Here is a 20,484-nt window from a genome sequence, read left to right on the forward strand (position 1 = left end):
CGCACGGCACCGCCCCGGAGTTTGTCAAGTCCACTCGAGGTAATGGCCGTTGCAGCTTAGCTTCGAAGAGCAAGTGTCAACTGGTTCGAAGGGTGGTGCACCGTGAAGAGACAAGGCAGGACACGAGGTGCGAGCGGCAAGCCGTCCGAACCGGTACGCCGGGAGGTATGGGTGCGCAGTGGGGGCAGGTGCGCGCTCTGCAACGCCTACCTGTTGGAGGGTTCCATGTCGTGGCGAACGCTGAATCTTGGCGAGCTGGCTCACATCGTCGGCCGCGGCAGCAGCGTCCGCTCTCCACGGGGTGAGCATCCACTGGACCGCACGCAGAGGGAGGATGCGGAAAATCTGATGCTGTTGTGCGCCGATCAGCACGATGAGGTCGATGCGGCAGGCGGGTTGGATCTGTTCACGGTGGAGAAACTGCGCCGGGTCAAGCAAGAACATGAGGACCGGATTCGGCATGTGACGGGTCTTGGTTCGGACCGCGCAACCACGGTGGTGCGGATGGTGGGTTCGGTGCACGGAAATCAGGTCGAGTTGTCCCGGCAGACCGCTGCGGCTGCGGTCATAGCCAGGGACCGATATCCGCTGTTCCTGGAGTCCTACACGCGCCATGGCGTCGAAATCGACCTGCGTGGTGTGCCCGGCGAATCGCTGGCCGCCCCGTGCGCGGCGTCGCAGGCTACTGGCAGTCGTGCGTACTACCGCATGGCGACCCAGCTGGTCGACGACGTGATCGAACGGCAGTTACGGCCCGGCATCACGCGCGATGCCGTGCGGCATGTGAGTGTGTTCGGCTTCGCACGCCTGCCGCTGCTGGTGCATCTGGGTTCCCGGCTGGACGACACGGTGCCTACGGACATCTACCAGCGGCACCGTGAGGACGAGTCGTGGGTGTGGCGCGAGGAGGACGGTCTGGCCCCAAGTTTCGCCGCACGGGTCGATCACGATGTGCCGTCCGGGAGTGAGGCCGTAGTGCTCATAAACGTGTCGGGGGTGATCGGGGCACAGGAAGTGCCGGCGCCGCTGCGTGGAATGCGTCGCTGGGAGATTCGTCCGGTTGGGGCGCCGACGGGACCGGACATCATGGCTGCTCGCGGCTGCCTAGAGCGCTTCACGGACGTGCTTCGGGGCTTCTTCGCCGAACTGGAGTCAGAGGCAAAGATGTTGAAGCGCCTGCATGTGCTGCCCGCCCTGCCCATATCCGCCGCGATCGTACTGGGCCGTATCCATCACCCGCAGGTTCACCCTCAGTTGATGGTCTACGAGAGGCTGGCCGGATGTTACGTGCCGACGCTTGAAGTGGGCGGAGACAGCGGGTCAAGTGAGGGGACAGTGACCAGCGCGGCTGGCGGGTCTTCGGGATGGGCGGTGTAGGGGACGAAGTGCTGAGCCGGTTGGGTTCCGGTGTGCGGCTGAGCACACAGATGGGTTCCGGAAACTGGGTGGTGCATCTGCCTGCCCAGAAGGGTGATGAGACTCGCGGCGATGGCGGCGAGGTCAGCAGCGGATCCGTGGAAAGTGGGCACGGAGCAGCCACGCGTGGGTCGGATCTCCTGGCCCGACTGTGGTTCGCTCCACAGCGAGTGGTACGGCTCCAGGGTCGGGTCGGCCAGAACATGTTTGCCGGTGGTGTGATCGATGAACGCTGGGCCGTGGCTGGTGTCGAGGGCTGAGACCGAGAGGATGCCATGACTGGCTGTGGTGACGTCGGTGGCCATCTGAGCGAGCACTGCTTTGCGGCCTGGGAGGCGTGCCAGAAGGTCGAGGAATCGTCCCGCGGTGACGCTGACAGTGGCGTCGATGACGACGTCGGCCTGGTGGGCTGCGTCGAACAATTCAGGTGAGGGTGGCGACGGGCAGATGTCGACGGTGAGGTCGTCGCGCAGGCTGAGAAGGCGTTTGGCCAGGGCTACCGCTTTGTTCTCGCCGATGTCGGCCTCAGTGTAGTTCTGTCTCACGAGCAACCCCCCGGTGATGGGGGTGCCGGGATCGCTGAGGCTGATACGGGCCGCTCCTGCGCGGGCAATCAATTCTGCGGCCCAGGAGCCGATTCCGCCGCAGCCCCAGAGATGAACATGTGTGTTGTAGAAGGCGTTGACGGGTCGTTGGACGTCACGTCGAGTGGTCACGGCTTCCCGTTCGTCAGAGAGGTAGCACCATTCGATGGCGCTGTCGCGTACCTCGGCTGGCAGTGCGAATGGACCTTGTTGGACGCTGGGTATGCGACGGAGGGCGTCACTGGCCGGGGTAGGGAGGCGGCCGGCCAGGAGGAAGCGAGGGTCTGCTGGGAGACGGGGGTGGGGCACGGCGAGGACGAAGTACTGACTGGTTCCCTCGGGGTTACGGCGGGCTGTTTGAGTCAGAGCCGTCAAGAAGGCGGATGAGGAACGTCGGGTCTGGTGGAGGGTTCTTGTTTCGTTGGGCGTGGGGTTGTCGATGCGGTCGAGGAGAGCGGCGAGGGTTTGACCAGCTGCCAGCGGCAGATGATGTCTGAGGGGTAGTACGGGCAGGCGCTGACTGTCCTCGTTGACCCGGTGGCTGGACAGGTCGAGTCGCTGACCGGAGCGTGGGGTGAGCCAGGCGGTGTGCGCGGTGCGGTGCTCGTCCGGTTCCCGGGCAACGATGGTGGGTGTGCCATCGGTGCGGTGGAGGACTCCCCCGACTGCGTGGTACAGGGCGGTAGTGGCGTCGAATCGGTTGGAAGCAGCGTCCGTGAGCCACTGCCACAGTCGGTTCAGGACGGCGGCAATGCCTCCTTCGGGGTTCCACTCGCGAGCGGCGTCAAGGTAGATGCACAGGCGCACTCCCTCCAGCACATGCGGGGTGCCGGCGAAGCGGGTGTGCGGGGTCAGTACCTGCGGAGGCACCCGCTCGGTGGGCGGGAGGCAGAGGATGAACTCCTCTGCCTCGCCCAGAGCAAGACCGCCCTCGACGTGCGGGATGCCGGCGGTGAACAGGCAGATGGAAGCCAGAGCCGTGCCGTTGGGCAGGATTTGGGGGCCGCCCAGGACCCGGAGGTCTGCTGGGTACTGGGCGGCAAGAGCTTTGAGACCGGACAGCAGGTCCTGCTGCCACGGGTTCGCCTTGAGAGCGGGGGGCTTGCGCTTGGTCATCCGGCACGTCCAGTCCGGGTGGGGGTGATCAGGGGCGGCACCGGGAATTTGGGACCGGCCGCCGGGGTAGCGGACGACGAGGACGCCTCGGGCGGCTCGGGGAAGCGGTCGCCGAATAGATCCCGCCACAGGCGCAGGCTGGCAGTGGGGCCCGTCTCCTCGTAGGCCGCGCGTATCTCTCGTGCGTGGGTGTGGATCCGGTCGCGGAAGTAGGCGTAAGTGGCCTGGTTCCAGCGGTGGTCGAAGGTGAGGCCCGATTGGGACGGGTCGGGGATGGAGGGCTTGTAGGGGCGGGCCTGCAGCCATTCGTCGAGGTCTTCGACAATGGTGAGGAGTGCGGTGGGCACGTTGGCGTAACAGCCCGCCTCAAGTAGGGCGGTGGCCTGAGTGACGCGTTCGCCGAGGAGCGTGGTGAGGATGATGGAGCGGGTCCCGGTGAAGGAGTTCCTGTGGTCACGCAGGTACTTCATGAGGCGGATGACCTTACGGAGGTTGCCACCTGCGATGTCGTCCTTCTCTTTCATCCAAGCCGTGAACCCGGCGGGGTTGGTCGGCTCGAACCGATCCTCGTCACGGTTGACGATGACTTCGCGGCCGTCGGCAAGGCACAGGGAGGGGACGATGTCGACGTGCATGGAGTTGGCGTAGGTCAGCTGCACGCACCGGCACTTACGGGTGTGCGGCATGCCCTTGTAGGTGCTGTTCCGGTGGAGCGCGGCATAGATCTTGTCGATGTAGGTTGCGGGGTTACCCGCCCAATCCAGGACTTCCTGGAGGTGGAGCATGAAGTCGGCGTCGAACTCCTTGTCTCCGACCGGGTTGATGATGGTGCGCTGTGCCCACGAACCCTGGGGCTTCTTGCCGAGGATGAGCGGTCCGAGCTCCGGGTCGTTCTTGAGTGCCTGGTAGATGGCCTCCACCCGGTAGCTGAGGAGATCGAGTTTGGCTTGGCTGAGGTTGACGACGTCCCGCAGGAACGTGGTGAAGCAGTTGACGTGCTGCATGGAGGTCTCTCCTTTGATTACACGGCGAGTTGCCCTGCTCTCCGTACGACGGCGTGGGTGCCGTACATGTCGGGGGATGCTGCGCGGTCCTTGGGCGTGGGCAGCGCGCAGGCCACGTGCCGGCCGGATCGTCGCGATGGGCACACGGAAGAGGTGTGCGCCGAGCTGTCCGCGCAGGGCAGAGGTGACGGAGTGGCCGCGTATCCGAGAAGGTGCGGGATATCACGGCAGCAAGTGAGTACATCTGACGGTGCTGGCGCCTTGCGCCCCGGGCGTCGTGATCAGAGGCCGACTGGCGACTGTGCTCCGCTGGCTGGGGCGGCGTCTATAGAGCAGACCGCGCGTGCAGTGGTGCCGTCCGGTCAGTGCCGCGGTCCGTCGTCACGGCCCGGCATGCAATGCGCGGTACGACCCTGGTCAGGTGGTTACCTGCCCGGCAACATGCTGGGCAAGATGCACGTTGTCCCCAAAGAGCTTGCCTGCTCCCTGGCGTAACAATGACAGCACACACGGCGAGCAGCACGCAAGACATCTTTTGATGGTCAGTTTCGCTGACATCGCTTCACCGGGCGTGCTCCTGGGGCGAGTCGGGCCGGCGGCGGCCTCCTGTGAAGACGCGGAGCGCCTGAACTCTATTGCGGTGGACCCGAGATGATGCCCAGATTCATCAAGCGATAGGTCATCGCGATCTCGCTCAGCGCGAATGTGCGCCCCAACTGGGTCACCAGCTCTCCGACGGTTCGGAAGGAGGTCTGGTGCACCGCACCCCGGACCAGCGCCTCGGGAGCGAGCAAGGCGGCGGCGAAGCGGTTGGCCTCAACCTCCTCACGATCCGTCGCCATACTCGACACCGTATTGCGGTAATTCACCCGGGTGTCTGTATCCAGGATCAAGGGGCGGCCACGGTGTATCCGCAGGTGCCCGAGTTCATGCGCCACGGTGAATCGCTGCCGCAGGGGGGAATGCGTACGGTTCACACCGATCACACATCGGCCCTCCCGCCGCAGCAGCATGCCTGAGATATCGTCGTCCAAGTCCCTCAGTACGACCTGAACATCAAGGCTCCCCGCCAGTGCAAACGGGTCGATCGGAGCGGCATTGATCTCGAATTCCTGCAGCAGAGCCCGCGCGGCGGTGTCAGCCCTGGCCATGAGTATCTTTCAGCTTCTCGGAGTCAGACCACACCGAAGCGACGTCGGCCGCGTACTGGGCCGGAAGACCAGCGGCCTCCGCTGGCAGAAGCTGCGGAAGGAGTTCGGCCGGCTGCACGCGCAGCGCCGCCGCGATACGGACGAGCCGGTACAGCGGAGGCGCCTGCGTCCCGCTCTCGATGTTCGTGATCGACGCCCGCGACAGCCCGGCCTGGCGCCCTAGCAGTTCTTGCGTCAGCCGCGCTTTGATCCTGGCCTCCCTGATGCGCCGCCCCACAGCGGTGTTGAATGCCTTTTCCTCCACGCTGCCCCCCAAGCAATGCCAGCCTCACTGACAACCTACTTCCCCAGCTACGGCGCTACCAGGCCCGAGACGAACGGGTGATCGATCACGTAGTACGCCTCCCCATCACGGCATGGCTCACAGAAGGCCCGAGCTTCTCTGCTCCCACCTTTGCTGCACACGTTTCTCGCGGCACCCCGCGGTCATAGAGGGCGCCGCAGGGCTGACAGCGACGGAGTGTGACCGACACTCCCGGGTGACGCAGCATCGTGACGCCGCCTAACCGGGTTCCGGCACGACCCGCGCCATGGGGAGAATCTGGGGAGAACGAAGCCTCGTCGGGGAGCGCCTGGGGAGAATCGACCGCGCAAACCGGCAGCACGACGAAAGAGCCGGAAATGGCCATCGCCCCAGGCCAAAGCGCGTCACCAGCAAGTCCGCGCAGGTCAGCGCCCCGAGAGCGACGACTTCAAGAAGATCTCGTCGTGGGCGGCCATCCTCTTCGCCCCCACACTGGTCGGCACGATCTACGGCATGAACTTCGAGAGGATGCCCGAGCTGAGCTGGAGCCTCGGATATCCCTTCGCGGTGGGCTTGATGGGGGTTGTCTGTACGGGTTTGTTCGTGATTTTCAAGCGGCGGGACTGGCTGTAGAGGCGAACCGACCCACTTGTACCGTGTACGCGGTTTGCTACTGCACCTCATCACAAACCCCCGATGGCCTGGGGCGGACCGACGCCGTGACCGAGTGTGGTCGTTTCTCCTTCCTGCCGGAACAGCGCGTCACCCCCCAATGCAGGTGAATCGCCTTATCCACACCGCCATTTCGCGCGGCCGGCACGACCACGGCCTGCAGGAACGTGTCGTAGCCCCACGCCGAGCGGCTCTCGCTCGCCGCCCGGCACCTGGCACCTGGCACCTGGCACCTGGCACCTGGCACCTGGCACCTGGCACCTGGCACCTGGCACCTGGCACGATGCCCCGGAGGAGCCACCCGGGACCGTCACACCCCAGCATTCCGGTGGTCGCCCGGGAGATCTCGAAGACCCCTTTGCCGCTGCCAAGGACCACGCGCACCAAACCGGCCCGCACCGCCCCGTTCAGCGTCGCCTGCGGCTCCGCGATCATCGTGTCGGTCACGCCGTCTCGGTTGAAATCGAAAGAACAGGATCATCTCCTGCTGGTCAAATTGTGAGCAAGGCGGACAAATTGCAAAATTACGCTTGACGGACCATCAGTCCGAAGCACATAGTTTCTTCACCGCGAACTCGCAGGCTGTTCGCGTTTTCGGCACTCCAGAGGATGTCGAAAAGGTTCGCAAGGGGGCGAACCGGCGAATTTTGCAGGTCGCCTGCTCGGGGGCCGAGGGGACGCAAAGCCTGTGGAACGCCTGTGGGTGCGCCTAGTTGCATATGCGGCAATTGTCGCGGCTTTGCTAGTTCTTGACGTGTACCCCAGCACCGCCGCAGAGCGCAGCGAAGCGACCGATTCGTACGGGTCACGCGCCCGGCAGGAACTCGACGTCTATCGGAGTACCTCGAACTCGAGCCAGCCGGGAATTGCCATCCTGCACGGCGGCTACTGGTACGAGAACTCCGGCTGGGCCACTTGGTCGCGCTACTTCGCCGACCAGGGATGCGCCGTCTCGTCCATCGACAATCGGCTGAATTTCGACGCCGCCTGGCCCACTCCGAGGACCGACGCCATCTCCGCCATCGACTGGATCAGGGGCAACGCCCCGCAGTTCGAACTCGACCCGGACCGGCTCGTCGTCCTCGGCTCCTCGGCCGGTGGCCGGATCGCAAGTCGCTCGCCACCCACGGGGTCGGCGGCGGTCGCGTCAGCGAAGGCGTCGCCCTGTCGCCGGTCGCCTCGCCCTACCGGGCGTGTAACGACGGCAATCACGACACCGGCACGGCCAAGCAGCGCAAGGTCCGCGACAGCGCCACCATCCTCGCCCGCTGCTTCCCCGACTCCACCGACACCAGGACCTCGCTGCGTGCGGCCTACGGCGCCGCCATGTACCTGATCCACTCCGAAGGCGACTTCGTGCCCATGCAGCACTCCCTCGACCTGGAGGAAGCCGAGGAAGTCGGCCACTACATGCCCACCGACGGCGTCACGGACGAGACGGTCGCCGACAGCCGTGCCCACGGCGGCGCCCTCTTCGGCATCCCCCGGCATGCCGGACAAGATCCTCGCGTGGATCGAGGCCGACCTCTGACCTCCCGGAGGACAAGACCGCAACACCGGCGACCAATCTGACCCAGCAGGTGCCGTCACGCCGACGGCTCGACGGGGTGGCACCCGCACCGGCCACCACCCCAGGCAGGAAACCCTTATGCCCCCCCGCATCCATCGACTCGCCGACCGTCTGATGCCCGGGCGCGCCCGCGCCCGCGAGGAACAGGCCGCACGAGCCAAAGCTACACAGGCCGCCGAAGCGGCCCGAAGACAACAGCAGAAGATCGCGGATCGGCGACACGCCCTGCTGGAGTCGGACACCACGGTGCGCACCATCCCCTTCGAGGGCCGCACCTACTACGGCCGTACCGTCGACCGGTTCACCGCAGCCGGCGCCAGCGCCCACAACCTCGCCCTCATCGCCGACGCCCTGGAGCAGACCGGAATCGACTTCTTCCTCGTCCCCGGCCGCTCTCGCACCCGCCACGTGGTCGCCGTGCGCCGCGCCGACCGCAAGAAGCTCCTCGACGCCCTGCGGGCCGCCTACGGGACCAGCCCGCTGTACGCGCTCAGGCCCACCCGCCACCCCCTACCGGACGATGCGGTTCTGTACGCCGACGGCTCCCTGCCCACCACGCTCAAGCGGCAGGACATCATCCGCTTCGGCGAAATCCTGCTCGGTCCGCACGGGCAAGTGCTCGCGGACCTCACCTACGGCTGCGACGTCGAGTTCTGGCAGGACGGCCAGCGGCTGCTGGACGACGACCGCGGCGCCACTCGCATCGAGGCTCTGCGCACCCAGGCACCGCCCGCGGTGCTCGCCGACGCTCTGGTCGCACCGCGTTCCAACGCGGTCACCGACGTACTGCCCTCGGTCGCTCGCACCACGGCCGTCCGCACCATCGAGCGCCGCGACTACCCGACATACGAGAGCCTCACCCAGCTCCGCATCGACGCCGCCAACTTCCCCATCGACCTCGTCTACACCTGGGTCGACGGCTCCGACCCCGACCTCACGGCCCGACGCGAATCCTTCCGCACCGGGCCCGACGCCCCACGCATCCACGCGCGCGAGACCGGCACCTCCCGCTACACCAGCCGGAACGAGCTCAAGTACTCCCTGCGCTCGGTGGAGATGTACGCCCCATTCATTCGGAACATCTACCTGGTCACCGACGGCCAGAGGCCCGACTGGCTCGCCCCGCACGCACCCGGCATCCAGGTGATCGACCACAAGGACATCTTCGCTGATCCGACCGCGCTTCCCGTCTTCAACTCCCACGCCATCGAAACCCAGCTGCACCACATACCGGGCCTGTCAGAGCACTACCTCTACCTCAACGACGACGTCTTCTTCACCCGCCCGGCCACCGCCGGACAGTTCTTCCACGGCAACGGCATCGCCAAGCTCCCCTTCTCTCCCTTCCAGCTCGGCGTCGACGCCCCTCACCCCGACGAACCCGCACCGAACTCGGCGGGAAAGAACGTCCGCGAGCTGTTGCAGAAGACCCACAGCCGCTTCACCGTCTCCAAGTTCAAACACACCCCGCATCCTCAACTTCGCAGTGTGTTAACCGAGTTGGAAGAACTCTTCACAGAGGACGTGCAGCGGACAAGCCGGTCCCGGTTCCGTGCCACGACGGACATCGCCATGGCAAACTCGTTGCACCACCACCACGCCTACCTCACAGGACGCGCCGTACCCGGCACGTTCAAACTGCGCTACATCGACGTAGGCAAGCCGGGCATAGCTGCGGCTCTCGACGAGTTCCAGCCGGGGCACCCACACGATTTTCTGTGCCTCAACGACGTCAACACCGCCGCCCCTGAGCTGGAGCGCGTAGCGGGCGCCCTCCGCGACTTCTTGGAGAGTCAATTCCCATTCGCCAGTCGCTGGGAAACGCCCAACACGCAGGGCTCTCCGCTGGTTCCAGGCTCACTTATCCGAGGGCGTGTTCAACCGGACGGTGACTAGGCAGCCCGCCACACCAACCAGGGTGAACAGGCCGGTACCACTAGGTCCTCCACCTGGCGACCTCTGAGTACCACTCACTGCTCGATCAACACAGCAACACCCCTGTTTTGTCACCGTCAACAGCCCAGCAGGAGGCCCATCCATGAAGCGAACACTCACGTTGATCACCGCGCTTGCCATGACCGCGCTGTCGCCGACTACGGCGCACGCGGCAGTCAAACGGGCCAAGCCTCCAATCAGCTGCGAGTCGCGGACGTTCACCTCAAAACCGGGACCGAGCTTCAGCGATCCGGAGGATGCCAATGCCCGGATGAACGTCATGGGTCCGATCATCGAATCGATAAACAGCGCCGGTTGCGGGCAGACCATACGCGTCGCCATGTATTCGATAGGAAGCACGAACCCGGGCCCGGAATTCGCGAGTGCCCTGATCGCCGCACACCAGCGTGGCGTCATCGTCAAGGCGCTGATGGACTCCCACAGCGACAACGCGACCTGGCAGTCGATGGTCAGCGAGCTGGGCAACGACCCACAAGCCGAAAGCTTCGCCGCGCTGTGCCCGGGCGGCTGCCTGACCCACTTCTCCGGCTCCGCCCTGCACGCGAAGTACTACATGCTCAGTGGCGGCAGCGACGCAAACAGAACGGTGACCGTCAGCAGCGCCAACCCCACCTCCGCCCAGGCCAACACCGCGTGGAACAGTGCCGCCACCGTCAAGGGCAACGTCGACCTGTACAACTCCTATCTCCGCTACTTCACAGCCATGTCCAAGGGGGCACTCAACGGCCCGGGCCCGCTGGTGCCCGACTATTACAACTCCGACAGCGGTCTGGCGGCCCGAAAGCTGTATCCAGCCTCCTATCAGTGGCCCAAGGCGCGCGACAGAAGCGACACCTGGGTCGACTTCCTGAACAACGTCAAGGCGCCGGCCACGATCAACATCGCCATGTTCGAGTGGACCTCTCACGGCGAACCTGGCGACCGGAACTATCTGGAGCTGCCGAAGAAGTTGGTCAGCCTGGCAAAAACTGGCGTAAAAATCCACATACTCGTCACCGCCGGCATGGTTGATGACAGCGTGCAGGACTACCTGAAGGACCGGCCGAATATCAAGGTGCACGACACCACCCGCGGCACTGACGCGAACGGCAACGCCCTGCATTACACCCACGACAAATACATGCTGGTCAGCGGCGGTTACGCGAGTGCGTCCGACACCAGAATCGTGTTCGTCGGCTCCTCGAACTGGACGAGCAACGGCATCTGGCACAACGACGAGTCGGACCTGCAATTCATCGGCCAGTCCGACTACGACGCGTTCATGACGGACTGGCAGAGTCAGTTCAACCGCTGCTGTGGAACCAGGGCGCGGCAGTTGGGTGCCGAGGAGCGCGCCGAGAGTACGGCACGCGAGATTCCCATCGATCCTCGGCAGGCCCAGGAGTAGGCAGAGTGGGCTGTGACGCAGCTAGCTGTTCGACTGGTTCTCTGACCTGAGGCCGAGCGTCCAATGGCTACACGCCCCACCCTAGGATGCGGCATCCAAGAGGTCGAGCCCCCACCCCTGCGTGGGGGCCTTGGTCTTTGGGCTATCCAGGAGCAGCAGGCCCGGGACCGCTGCTCCGTCGTCGAGGTCAGCGGCCAGGGACAGGTCAGCGGTAACCCAGGAAGAAGAGCACCTCCGACTCTGCCCCCAGGGCTTGGCCCCAGGGGCCGGGTGCCGGGTGCCGTCGTAGAACGTAAGTTCACTGTCGTTGATGGTGATGGCGTCCTTGACCCAGCCGCGTTCACGGTAGCGGTGCGGGAATTCGTTCTTTCGCTCGGCGGACAAGGCGCATCGCCGACGAAAGTAAGCGCAATTGTGTCAATTGCGGCGGCTCTTGGTGCCTGGCCAAGGGGGACGTGGTGACGAGGCCACGGTCGCGCGCCCGAACCCGGGCCGTCCTGCGTGCCCTCGATCTAATTCTCCATCGGAGGAACGGACGGCTCGGCCTGCCCGGGGAGGCCGACGTGGGAACCGGCAGGCTACGCGACGCTGGAACGGGTCCTGTCGACGACCCGGTAGCGTTCACCGCGCGTCAATGGCCGTGCAGGGCCGATACCCAAGCCCTCCCGCCGCGTCGAACTCCGATGCGTGTGGACGTTCTACGGACGCGACCACACACGGCGCACGCGCGTCCAGCAACCGCACCTCGTTACGGGCGACTGCGGCATTCGGCCAACGTCCGGATGATGAAGCGTGACGCCATCCGGTAGACGCTTGGCCACTGATTAACTGCCCTAAGGTCTCGCACTCTGCGACTACCCATCGTGATTGCCTCGCCTCATCAGACGGCCCCAGATACGCTGCAGCCCCGCATCTCCGAGGTGACCGCCTGTGGGGAGAATCTGGGGAGAACGACAGCCGCTGGGGAGCGCGTGGGGAGAACGAACCACGTAGCCACAGATGCAGCCGAAAGCCCCTGAAAGATCGGTTCAGGCAGCTCAGAGAGCAACCTGACTCCATCACTGCAGTTCAGAGCGGCGGGGCAGACAACTTCAAGAAGATCTCCTCGTGGGCGGCCATTCTCTTTGCTCCCACGTTGGTGGGAACGATCTATGGGATGAACTTCGACGAGATGCCGGAGTTGCACTGGGCGTTCGGGTACCCGTTCGCGATTCTGCTGATGGCAGCCGTCTGCGTGAGCCTGTACTTCATCTTCAAGAAGCGGGACTGGCTGTAGCGAGGAGTCGAGAGTCTTGATCGACTTCGCGTACGCGAATGACTCCGAGGGCTCCGTCGAGCCCCCTGGGGAGAATGGGCGGCGCTGGTGAGCAGCGCACCGTCCGCATCGCCGGCCATTCCACAAGCCTCGCCCAGCCAACTTCCGCCGACTGCCCTGCGCCGACCGTCACAGTGAGTGTTGACTGAACGGCTACATGGAACCGCGTACGCCGGGAGGATCGGTTGGAACCGAGAAGCGCCGCGCAGGTAGGGAAGGACTTTCCCTACACCGCACGTACGACGTGCTACATCGAGGTCCACGAGGGCGGAACAGTGACGCACGGGGACGACCGCGCCGCGTACGAACGAGCCGTGAACAGCAAGTCACGCCTGTTCGCGGTCTGGCCCGGCGAGTGGTCGAGCCACTTGTTCGTGATCGACGACCTGGACGAGTACGCGAAGGCCCACGGAATCAAGCACGCCGAGGAGCGCACCGGTCTCAAAGAGCATGTCCACGATGTGCGATGGAAGCCGGACCCCTACGCGAACGACAGCCCTCGAAGCCCCTACATCAGCGTCGACCTCACGCTGGACTGCGGCTGCGAGATCCACGACCGTCGCGCCTTCGCCACCCAGATGAAGGAACAGCGAGGATGGGACATGGCCAAGAGCGGCGGCTGGAGCATCAGTGGTGCGCCGGGGGGACGGAAGACGTACTCCCTGCGTGTTCGCCGCACGAGCCTCACGAGCTGACCCCGACGAACCGCCACAGAGTCCGCACAGCGAAACGGGTGGCACAGCGTGTGCTGTACCACCCGTTCCCTCACGCCCTGGAGAGGATGTCTGGAATGCACTCGGGGACCACACCGAGCAGCGCGTCGACGGCCGCTCGTCCCTTCCCGCCAGCCTCCGGCATGAAGTGGGCGTAGTGGTCGAGGGTGATGGTCGGGCTGAAGTGGCCGATCAGCAGGCCAAGGTGACGACGGACTCGTCCGTTCGACGATCATCGAGGCGAAGGTGTGCCGGAGCACGTGGAATCCGTCCTTGCGAGACGCCTTCCAGCGCTTGCCCTTCTCCCGCATGGGGATGACCCCCGCCGCAGCAAGGGCGGGCTTCCAGACCTCGTCGTTGAAGATGTTGGCGCGCAGCGCGTTGCCGTACGTCGTCGTCAGGACGAGCGGGAAAGTCCGCTTTTCCCGCTCCGGCTCCGGGCCACCCCACGGCAACTCGACCTCGACGGCCGCGTACTGCAGGAAGTGCGCCGCCAACTCGGCAGCGACGAAGCCGGGCATGTCGACGATGCGCGTCTTCCCGGCCTTGGGCAAGGTGAAGTACAAACGGCCGTTGAGTAGTTGGACCTGTCGGCGTACGCGGATGACCCCGCGCTGGAAGTCGACGTCCTCCGGCGAGAGACCAAAGACCTCTCCCTGCCGCAGCCCACAGCCGAGTGCGACCACGACCGCGATGCGGTAGCGCGTTCTGATCGCGTCCCGCATGCGCTGCGCGGTCTCAGCGGCCACGCCTCCCGCTGAGCCTCCGGCACCTCGGGCCACCGCACCGACTGGCGCGCATGGGTTTGCGTACGAGGTGCCTGGCGCCGACGGCCGTCTCGAAGGCGTTCGAGAAGCTCGCTCCCTTGCGGTCCAACAGCACCTCTTTCCGGCCATGTCACATGAACATCGCCACACTTTCCGAGCCAACTGACGCTGCCCCGGGGGTAAGAAATACTGCGGAGGTTCGGCCGAAGGATCATGCACTGACCTGGGGGCACAGTGGCAAGTAGGACTGGGGCGGGCGGGAACGATCCGTATGCCAGGGAACTAGCGCGGCAGGCCAAGGAGCAGGAGAGGGCGCGTAAGGCTGCTGAGACCGAAGCCAAACGCAAGGCGCGTGAGGAGAAGGCCGCCTACGAAACGGCACGGGCGCAGGAAGCGATCGACCGTACCTACGTGGTCGAGAACGACGTCGAGCAGTTGTCGTCGCTTCTCCGGACGGCCGTGCTGGACGGAAACGCACTGACCTTCGACCGGCTCAAGCAGCAGTTCACCCCCACGCCGTACCTCCCGCCCAGGGGACGAACCAAGGCAGCCACGCTGCCGCGTTGGGAGGAATTCGAGCCCGAGCCACCACGCGGTCTTCTCGGCGCACTCGGTTTCGGGCGCAAGGGGTACGACGCCGAAGTCGAGGCCGCCCGTAAGCGGTTCGACCGAGCATTGCGTGACCACGCACGGGACGAGAAGAAGCGGGCCGAGAAGGTGAGCGAGGCCCGTGCCCGTCACGAGGAGCAGAACCAACAAGAAGCCAACCGGGTCGATGAGTGGAACGGTCGACTCGAGGAACGACGCAGCGCCTACCGCGAGCGGGACGTAGATGCCGTCGAGTGGTTCATCGACCAGGCTCTGGCCGCCTCCAAGTATCCGCACGGCTTCCCCAAGGCTCACCGGGTGTCTTACCAGGCGGACACCGGTGACCTGCTCGTCGAGATGGACCTGCCGCTGGAAGACATCGTGCCTGCGGCTCGGGCGTACCGCTACGTGAAGACCCGCGACGAGATGAACCCCGTGCCGCGTCCGGACAAGGACCGCAAGGAGCTGTACGCCTCCGTCCTCGCCCAGACCGCCTTGCGTACCGTCCACGAGCTGTTCGCCGCCGACACCGAAGGCGCCGTTCAGTCCATCGCCCTCAACGGACACGTCGCCACCATCGATCGGGCCACCGGGCGCGAGGTACACCCGTGTCTGATCACTCTCCAAGCGGGCCGAGAGGAGTTCGGCGAGCTGGTCCTGACTCAGGTGGATCCACGAGCCTGCTTGAAGCGACTGCGCTCGCTGGTCTCACCGAACCCTTACGAGCTGGAGCCGGTACGTCCGCTCGTCACGTTCGACCTGAGCAAGTTCCGGCTCATGGACAGCCTGGACGTCGTAGCCGGCCTCGACAGCCGCCCAGTCCTGATGGACCTGACGCCCACCGAGTTCGAGCACCTCGTCCGGCAACTCTTCGAGGCCATCGGCCTGGACAGCGTCAACACCCAGCCATCCAAGGACGAGGGTGTGGACGCTGTCGCGATGAATACCGCCCCGGTGATGAAGGGCCTGTGCATCATCCAGGCCAAGCGCACCAAGAACGTGGTGCCCTTCGAGACCGTCTCCGCCCTCGCCGGCGTCGTGGAGCACAAGCGGGCCGCCAAAGGCATCCTCGTGACGACGTCCTGGTTCGGACGGGCCAGCGAGGCGTTCGCCAACCAGCACGGCCGCCTCGAACTCCTCGACGGAGCGAACCTCGTCCACCTTTTCAAGGAGCACATGGACCTCGACGTCATCCCAGGACCGGTGCCGCCAAAGCGCCGACCGCAGTAGACGCTTCGCTTCGGGTGTCCGCCTGCACGCAGGCGACTAGGCTGCTTTCGACTGGACGACGCTCTGATGCCCTACCTGGTCACGCTGCCCAGCCACAGCAAGTCACGCGCCCGGGTCATCGCCACGAAGAGCTGGCTCCGTAGCAGCTCTTCGCGTTCCCGAGTCGTTTCGGCCACGACAGCAGTGCTGGAGCCGTCGGCTGACGGCCTGTTCGACAGAGCTGCATCGTGCTGGGGCAGGTACACATGCTTGAATTCCAGGCCCTTGGCCCTTCGGTAGCTGCCCAGCTTGATCGCGTCGGTGGGGCGGCCGTCGTAGTGCTCCAACAGGCATACCGGGAAGTGCGCCTGGGTGAGCAGCCGCTGGTAATGGCCGATGGACCGCATGGAGGGGCACAACACCGCGGCGTCGGCCAGCGCGGAATCGGGCAGGGCGCGCAGAGCCTCCAGGAGCACCTGATCGTGGGCGCCCACCGTCTGCCTCGTGACTCGGACCACCTGCCCGTCGTGGTAGGTGAGGTCGACCTCGCGGCGTCCGGGCGTACGCAGACCGTCAATGTCTTCGAAGGCATCGTCGGCCACGACCGTGAGTGCCGCGTCCAGGATCTGTTTGCTGTTGCGGTAGTTGGTGTGCAGCACCTGTCCGCGGTCGCCGCGAATATCGATGCCCGCGTCAGCAAGGCGGAACCCGCCCGGATAAACGGCTTGCTGGCCGTCACCGACCAGGAGTAACCCGTTGGCGGCATCACCGGTCAGGGCGTGTAACAGTCGTACCCCGACGAGCGTGAGGTCCTGGACCTCATCCACGATGACGGCCGAATAAGACGGCTGGCCCGTGTGACGCACCGCTTCTGCCAGAGCGAGGGACAGTACGTCGTTGAAGTCGTGGACGCCGCGCTCGGTGCGCAGCGACTCGTATGCCTCGTACAGCGCCCACACCGCTTGCCGGTGCGGGCGGCGCAAGCTCGCCCTGCGCCGGCGCCGCGGCACGGTCGCGTACTCCTCGAAAGTGGTGATACCGCGGCCCTTGATGACGTGGTCGATCTCCTCGCGCCAGTAGACCGGCGCCGGGTCGATCTCGGCCAGGCAGCTGTCGCGCCCCACGTGCTTCCAGGCGAGGCTGAAGGCGGTCTCGGCCTTGTCTCCGTGCAGCCGCACCGGGACATCTCGCGCCTGCAGGAATTCCTGCGCCCAGGAGTGCAGGCTGCGGAAGTCCACGCGATCCGCGATCGCCGGGGACATGGTCCTGAGGAAAGTGCCCTGTACTCGGGGCAGGTTGTTGGCGAACGTGACGTACAGGACCCGGCCGCCGGTGCGCCTGGCGAGGTGGGCCGCGCGGTGCAGACCGACCACGGTCTTTCCCGTGCCCGCCGGACCGCTGATGCGCGCAGGACCCGACCAGTTGCGGCGTACCAAGGCAACTTGATCGGGATGGAGGAAGGTCATCCATTGTTCGATCGGGGCCCGCAACGCCTCCTCCAGGGCCGCGTCCCGCAGACCCTCCAGGTCGAACAGTCCGTCGGGCACGGCCTGTTGCGACTGCTCCGGCGCCGGAGGCACCTTCTGCGCAACCGCCGATCCCTCGTAGTCGGGGAAGACACGTTCCAAATGGTCGGCAATTGCGCGGACCGACTCCGTACGCAGTCGGCGGCACTCCGACAGCAACGCGGGGCCAACCTCGTGCTCGCCCAGGAGCCGGATCCGGCCGAGGCCAGCGTCGACTCGTTGCCCTGCAAAGACCATGAGCGGCTGGACCGCCACCGGAGACAAGCCGAGCGATGCGACTGCTCCCTCGGCGGCTTTCGTCACCGCAAGCAGCCTCGCTGCGTGCTCGTCACGCGGCTCACCTCCGGCGCGGAGCTTGCCATCCGAGACCTCTGGGGCAGAGCGCCAGTTCTTGACGTCGATGACGAACACACCGCCCGGCCCCACCAACAGCATGTCCACATTGGCGCTGCGGGTCCCTGGCCATCGGCGATCCACGAGCAGCCGCCACCCGCGCTCCGTGAGCACCAACAGCTGAGCGGCAACCCGGCGTTCGCCCTCGCTCCCCGCTTCCCACTGACGCGCCTGCTGGCGAGCGGCTTGCCACTGCTCACGCAGCACCCGCTCCTGCCGTCGTGCCTCCTGCGCTCGTCGCGACGCCGACCCGCCTGCCGCCATACCCAGCCCCCTCGTACGCGGAGTAGCGATCATAGAACGGTCCGCGACCGTAGCGGCAGGGTGCACACCGGCTGAGGCAAGAGGCCCTCCCTCTGCTTACGCAGCCGAGTATGCGAGTTGGGACGGGCTTCCGGCGCGCTCCAGGTCCTTCTCTGAGCGCAGCCGCACCTCCAGCGATCCCGTGCCGTGGTGTCCGATGCCGGTCACGTCGCGCGTGAAATCCGAGACGAGGTCGACTTCGCTCACATCCCAGGCTCGGTCCAGCTGAACTATCCGCGCACACCTGACATCTGAGTGACCCCATCGTGACGCGGAGGCCATCCCGTAGTGGGATCACATAGGGGTCACCCCGAAACGAAGTGACCGATTCGCCCACGTGTAGGTTGCATGCGACTTTAGTGATGATCGTCACGCAATGGTGATTGGCGGCATCTCTGAGTGGTCCGTTATGTTCATGATCATTCCGCTCGGAGCCCAGCCCAACTTCGCCCCGAGGTACGGAATTAAAGGCGGATGCGGGCGCCAGTGCACAGGTTTCGCAAGCCCAGGTGCACTCGTGACGCCCGCACCCATTTCACCTTCAATCAAGGAGCATACGTGAACCGCAAGGGACTGCGCATAGCCGCCACCGTCGCCATGGCCGGCGTCGCCTTCGGAGTCGCCGCCCCGATGGCATCGGCTACCGAAGCCCACCGCGCACAGGAAGCAGCCGTGCAACTCGACGAGTCGCTGCGCCCGACAGCGAGCGACGTGCGAGACCTCATCTCGCGCATGCGCACCGATGGCGCGAACGAGCAGGAGATCCAGCAGTTCGAGCTGTACGCCCAGCAGTTGGAGGACCCTCACCACCGCACGAAGCGGGCCTTGGGAATGGGCACGATCGTGCGCAAGCTGATCGTCGCGGGTCTGCGTCACGGCGGCACTTGGGCCGGCAAGATCCTCGGCAAGGTCAACAAGAAGACCGGACGGTACGTCGGCAAGTACGGCAACAAGATCGCCGACGCGATCGAGGACGTCGAGGGCTGGAGCGAGACCGCCCTGAGCATCGCCCTGGTCCGCGCCGGCGTCCCGACCGACGTCGCCCATGACCTCGCGCACGCGATCATGCTCGTCGCGATCTGAGCCTTTTCTCATGAGCATCGGGCCGCACCCTGCCTGCCCCACGAGGGCGCGGCCCGCCTCAGGAACTGCCCACTCGCGCCAGGAAGGTGTCAGCGATGAGCGACGAACGTCGGCCAGATGATGAGAAAGAGCCGACATGGGGTTCCTTCAGCACCGGGGGAAAGGTCCTTGCCGCGGCCGGGTTCACCGGGCTGGGGCTCGCTGTCGCAGCCCTCGTCATGCTGTTCCTCCTGCTTGTGGTCCTAGTGGTCACGGCTCTGTTCAGCGACCTGATCGAGTTCGACGGATTGAGCGCGCTGTTCTGGGCCGCACTGCTGTCTCTCCCCTGCGGAATCCTCGCCGGTCTCTTCACTGCTCCGGTACGCCTGCTCCTGCGGCTCAGCAACTCCGCAGAGCGGACCAAGCGGGCAGCAGAAGAGGTCATTTCATGCCTGACGACGTTCCTGGCCGCCCTGTTCGTCCTTGAGTTCACCCCGGGGCTGCACGCGACCAACCCATGGCTTCCGGCGACAGCGGCAACTGTGCTCGGGGTCGTGGCGAACCTCATCGTGAACCGAGTGGAGTCGCACAAGAGGTGAGAACCCGGCGGGCCGGGGACGGTGTTCTGCCACCGGCAAGCATCCGCGCCCCACGCGCCCGCTCCGCGCCCGACTTACCATCCCTGCCAACACCACCGTCACAGTGCTCGCCAAGACCGGGATACGCGGACCGACCCACCGCCGCTCGCGCCCGTCACGCCGGGCCGGCCGGCTGGTCCGGGCTCGGGCCGCTGCGTGCGGCCGCCGTTCTTGCGCGCCACACCGTTCACGGCCGCAGGGCAATCCGGGTGCCGCTCGGGCGAGATGCCCTCACGCAGCCGAGGGCTGCATGGATAGGCAGGCTGTCGGTGCACCCTCCGGGGAACTCGCCGCCACCTACCGGGGCGAGAGGGACGCGGAGGGTGTGACGCTTACCCTGAAGGCGTCGGAGAGCAAGCAGGCAGCGGCACGGTCACCGTGCACGACTCCTTGCCTGTCGCCGAGGGCGACGGACGCACCCATCTCTGCACGGAGGACGCCCCGGACGCCTGCCCCGCATTCCGGCTGCGGCTGCTGGGCGACTGAGCCCGTCGCGACGCGCGCCGGCCGGTCAGAGCGCCGGGCCTCGACCAGGTCATCAGACCGATGCCGCCGTCGACTCGTCAGTGTCGGTGCTACCGACTGGTCCACCAGGCTGCCCCTGTGCCGGTAGCAGCGGACATCAACGTAATCAGCCACATCGGTACGCGCTGAACAGTCAGGTGCAGGCCGCCGCAGCGGACCTCGAAGTATGGACGCTGCTTGCTGTCCATGTTGCGGGTTCCCGTCATGACGTGCGGTCCTCTCGTAGTCCTGGCGTATCGACGTGTACATCCATGGCTCCCGTCGCGCGCCGTTGCGCGACATGCC

The 20,484-nt window shown here is 65.7% G+C and carries 15 protein-coding genes and 3 pseudogenes; 11 read left to right on the forward strand and 7 right to left on the reverse strand.

Features of this window, described 5'->3' with window-relative positions:
- Positions 1-225: 225 nt before the first annotated feature.
- On the forward strand, positions 226-1,377 hold the full coding sequence (locus tag ACFYO9_RS12015; protein ID WP_358773459.1) for an SAVED domain-containing protein: 1,152 nt from the start codon (positions 226-228) through the stop codon (positions 1,375-1,377).
- Here the strand turns inward: ACFYO9_RS12015 and ACFYO9_RS12020 are convergent.
- The 4 genes from ACFYO9_RS12020 to ACFYO9_RS12035 form a co-directional block, all read right to left on the reverse strand.
- Positions 1,284-3,116: a ThiF family adenylyltransferase gene (locus ACFYO9_RS12020; RefSeq protein WP_358773457.1), complete on the reverse strand. Its 1,833-nt coding sequence runs from the start codon at positions 3,114-3,116 to the stop codon at positions 1,284-1,286. The two genes, ACFYO9_RS12015 and ACFYO9_RS12020, sit on opposite strands and share 94 nt — an antisense overlap.
- Entirely contained in the window at positions 3,113-4,120 is a 1,008-nt protein-coding gene (locus ACFYO9_RS12025; protein ID WP_358773455.1) for a cyclic GMP-AMP synthase DncV-like nucleotidyltransferase, read from the reverse strand. The genes ACFYO9_RS12020 and ACFYO9_RS12025 overlap by 4 nt, the downstream gene beginning before the upstream one ends.
- Positions 4,121-4,752: 632 nt before the next feature.
- A complete protein-coding gene (locus ACFYO9_RS12030; protein ID WP_358773453.1) occupies positions 4,753-5,271 on the reverse strand; it encodes an ImmA/IrrE family metallo-endopeptidase in 519 nt (172 codons plus the stop codon).
- Positions 5,258-5,575, reverse strand: coding sequence for a helix-turn-helix transcriptional regulator (locus ACFYO9_RS12035; RefSeq protein WP_358773451.1), 318 nt, complete (start codon positions 5,573-5,575; stop codon positions 5,258-5,260). Before ACFYO9_RS12035 ends, ACFYO9_RS12030 begins: the two co-directional genes overlap by 14 nt.
- Positions 5,576-6,022: 447 nt before the next feature.
- On the opposite strand from ACFYO9_RS12035, the pseudogene ACFYO9_RS12040 reads away from it, so the two are divergent.
- The 7 genes and pseudogenes from ACFYO9_RS12040 to ACFYO9_RS12070 all read left to right on the forward strand — a co-directional run.
- A pseudogene (locus tag ACFYO9_RS12040) lies at positions 6,023-6,208 on the forward strand (CorA family divalent cation transporter); the annotation flags it as partial.
- A 793-nt stretch (positions 6,209-7,001) separates the two neighbouring features.
- Positions 7,002-7,583 carry an alpha/beta hydrolase gene (locus tag ACFYO9_RS12045; protein WP_388666162.1) on the forward strand — a complete coding sequence of 194 codons (582 nt, stop codon included), beginning with the start codon at positions 7,002-7,004 and terminating at the stop codon, positions 7,581-7,583.
- Positions 7,574-7,819, forward strand: a complete 246-nt coding sequence (locus tag ACFYO9_RS12050; RefSeq protein WP_358773447.1) for a hypothetical protein — start codon at positions 7,574-7,576, stop codon at positions 7,817-7,819. Before ACFYO9_RS12045 ends, ACFYO9_RS12050 begins: the two co-directional genes overlap by 10 nt.
- 76 nt (positions 7,820-7,895) lie before the next feature.
- Positions 7,896-9,713, forward strand: a complete 1,818-nt coding sequence (locus tag ACFYO9_RS12055) for a stealth family protein (RefSeq protein ID WP_358773445.1) — start codon at positions 7,896-7,898, stop codon at positions 9,711-9,713.
- A gap of 142 nt (positions 9,714-9,855) precedes the next feature.
- On the forward strand, positions 9,856-11,160 hold the full coding sequence (locus ACFYO9_RS12060; protein WP_358773443.1) for a phospholipase D-like domain-containing protein: 1,305 nt from the start codon (positions 9,856-9,858) through the stop codon (positions 11,158-11,160).
- Positions 11,161-12,175: 1,015 nt separating this feature from the next.
- The gene (locus tag ACFYO9_RS12065) at positions 12,176-12,436 is read left to right on the forward strand and encodes a CorA family divalent cation transporter (RefSeq protein WP_388666220.1); all 261 of its coding nucleotides are present in this window, start codon (positions 12,176-12,178) and stop codon (positions 12,434-12,436) included.
- 224 nt (positions 12,437-12,660) lie between these two features.
- On the forward strand, positions 12,661-13,170 hold the full coding sequence (locus ACFYO9_RS12070; protein ID WP_358773441.1) for a hypothetical protein: 510 nt from the start codon (positions 12,661-12,663) through the stop codon (positions 13,168-13,170).
- Between the two features lie 296 nt (positions 13,171-13,466).
- On the opposite strand, the pseudogene ACFYO9_RS12075 reads toward ACFYO9_RS12070, so the two are convergent.
- Positions 13,467-14,084 (reverse strand): annotated as a pseudogene (locus ACFYO9_RS12075) (tyrosine-type recombinase/integrase); the annotation flags it as partial.
- A gap of 105 nt (positions 14,085-14,189) precedes the next feature.
- On the opposite strand from ACFYO9_RS12075, the gene ACFYO9_RS12080 reads away from it, so the two are divergent.
- Positions 14,190-15,773 (forward strand): restriction endonuclease, encoded by a 1,584-nt coding sequence (locus ACFYO9_RS12080; RefSeq protein WP_358773439.1) that lies wholly within the window; start codon positions 14,190-14,192, stop codon positions 15,771-15,773.
- A gap of 71 nt (positions 15,774-15,844) precedes the next feature.
- On the opposite strand, the gene ACFYO9_RS12085 is transcribed toward ACFYO9_RS12080, so the two are convergent.
- Positions 15,845-17,878: a UvrD-helicase domain-containing protein gene (locus tag ACFYO9_RS12085; RefSeq protein WP_358773438.1), complete on the reverse strand. Its 2,034-nt coding sequence runs from the start codon at positions 17,876-17,878 to the stop codon at positions 15,845-15,847.
- A gap of 153 nt (positions 17,879-18,031) precedes the next feature.
- Positions 18,032-18,184, reverse strand: a pseudogene (locus ACFYO9_RS12090) (transporter); the annotation flags it as partial.
- A 348-nt stretch (positions 18,185-18,532) separates the two neighbouring features.
- Here ACFYO9_RS12090 and ACFYO9_RS12095 point away from each other — a divergent pair.
- Positions 18,533-19,057, forward strand: coding sequence for a hypothetical protein (locus tag ACFYO9_RS12095; protein ID WP_358773436.1), 525 nt, complete (start codon positions 18,533-18,535; stop codon positions 19,055-19,057).
- A gap of 95 nt (positions 19,058-19,152) precedes the next feature.
- Entirely contained in the window at positions 19,153-19,635 is a 483-nt protein-coding gene (locus ACFYO9_RS12100; protein ID WP_358773434.1) for a hypothetical protein, read from the forward strand.
- Positions 19,636-20,484: the final 849 nt, after the last annotated feature.

Source organism: Streptomyces sp. NPDC005863, assembly GCF_042871345.1.
Taxonomy (GTDB): domain Bacteria; phylum Actinomycetota; class Actinomycetes; order Streptomycetales; family Streptomycetaceae; genus Streptomyces.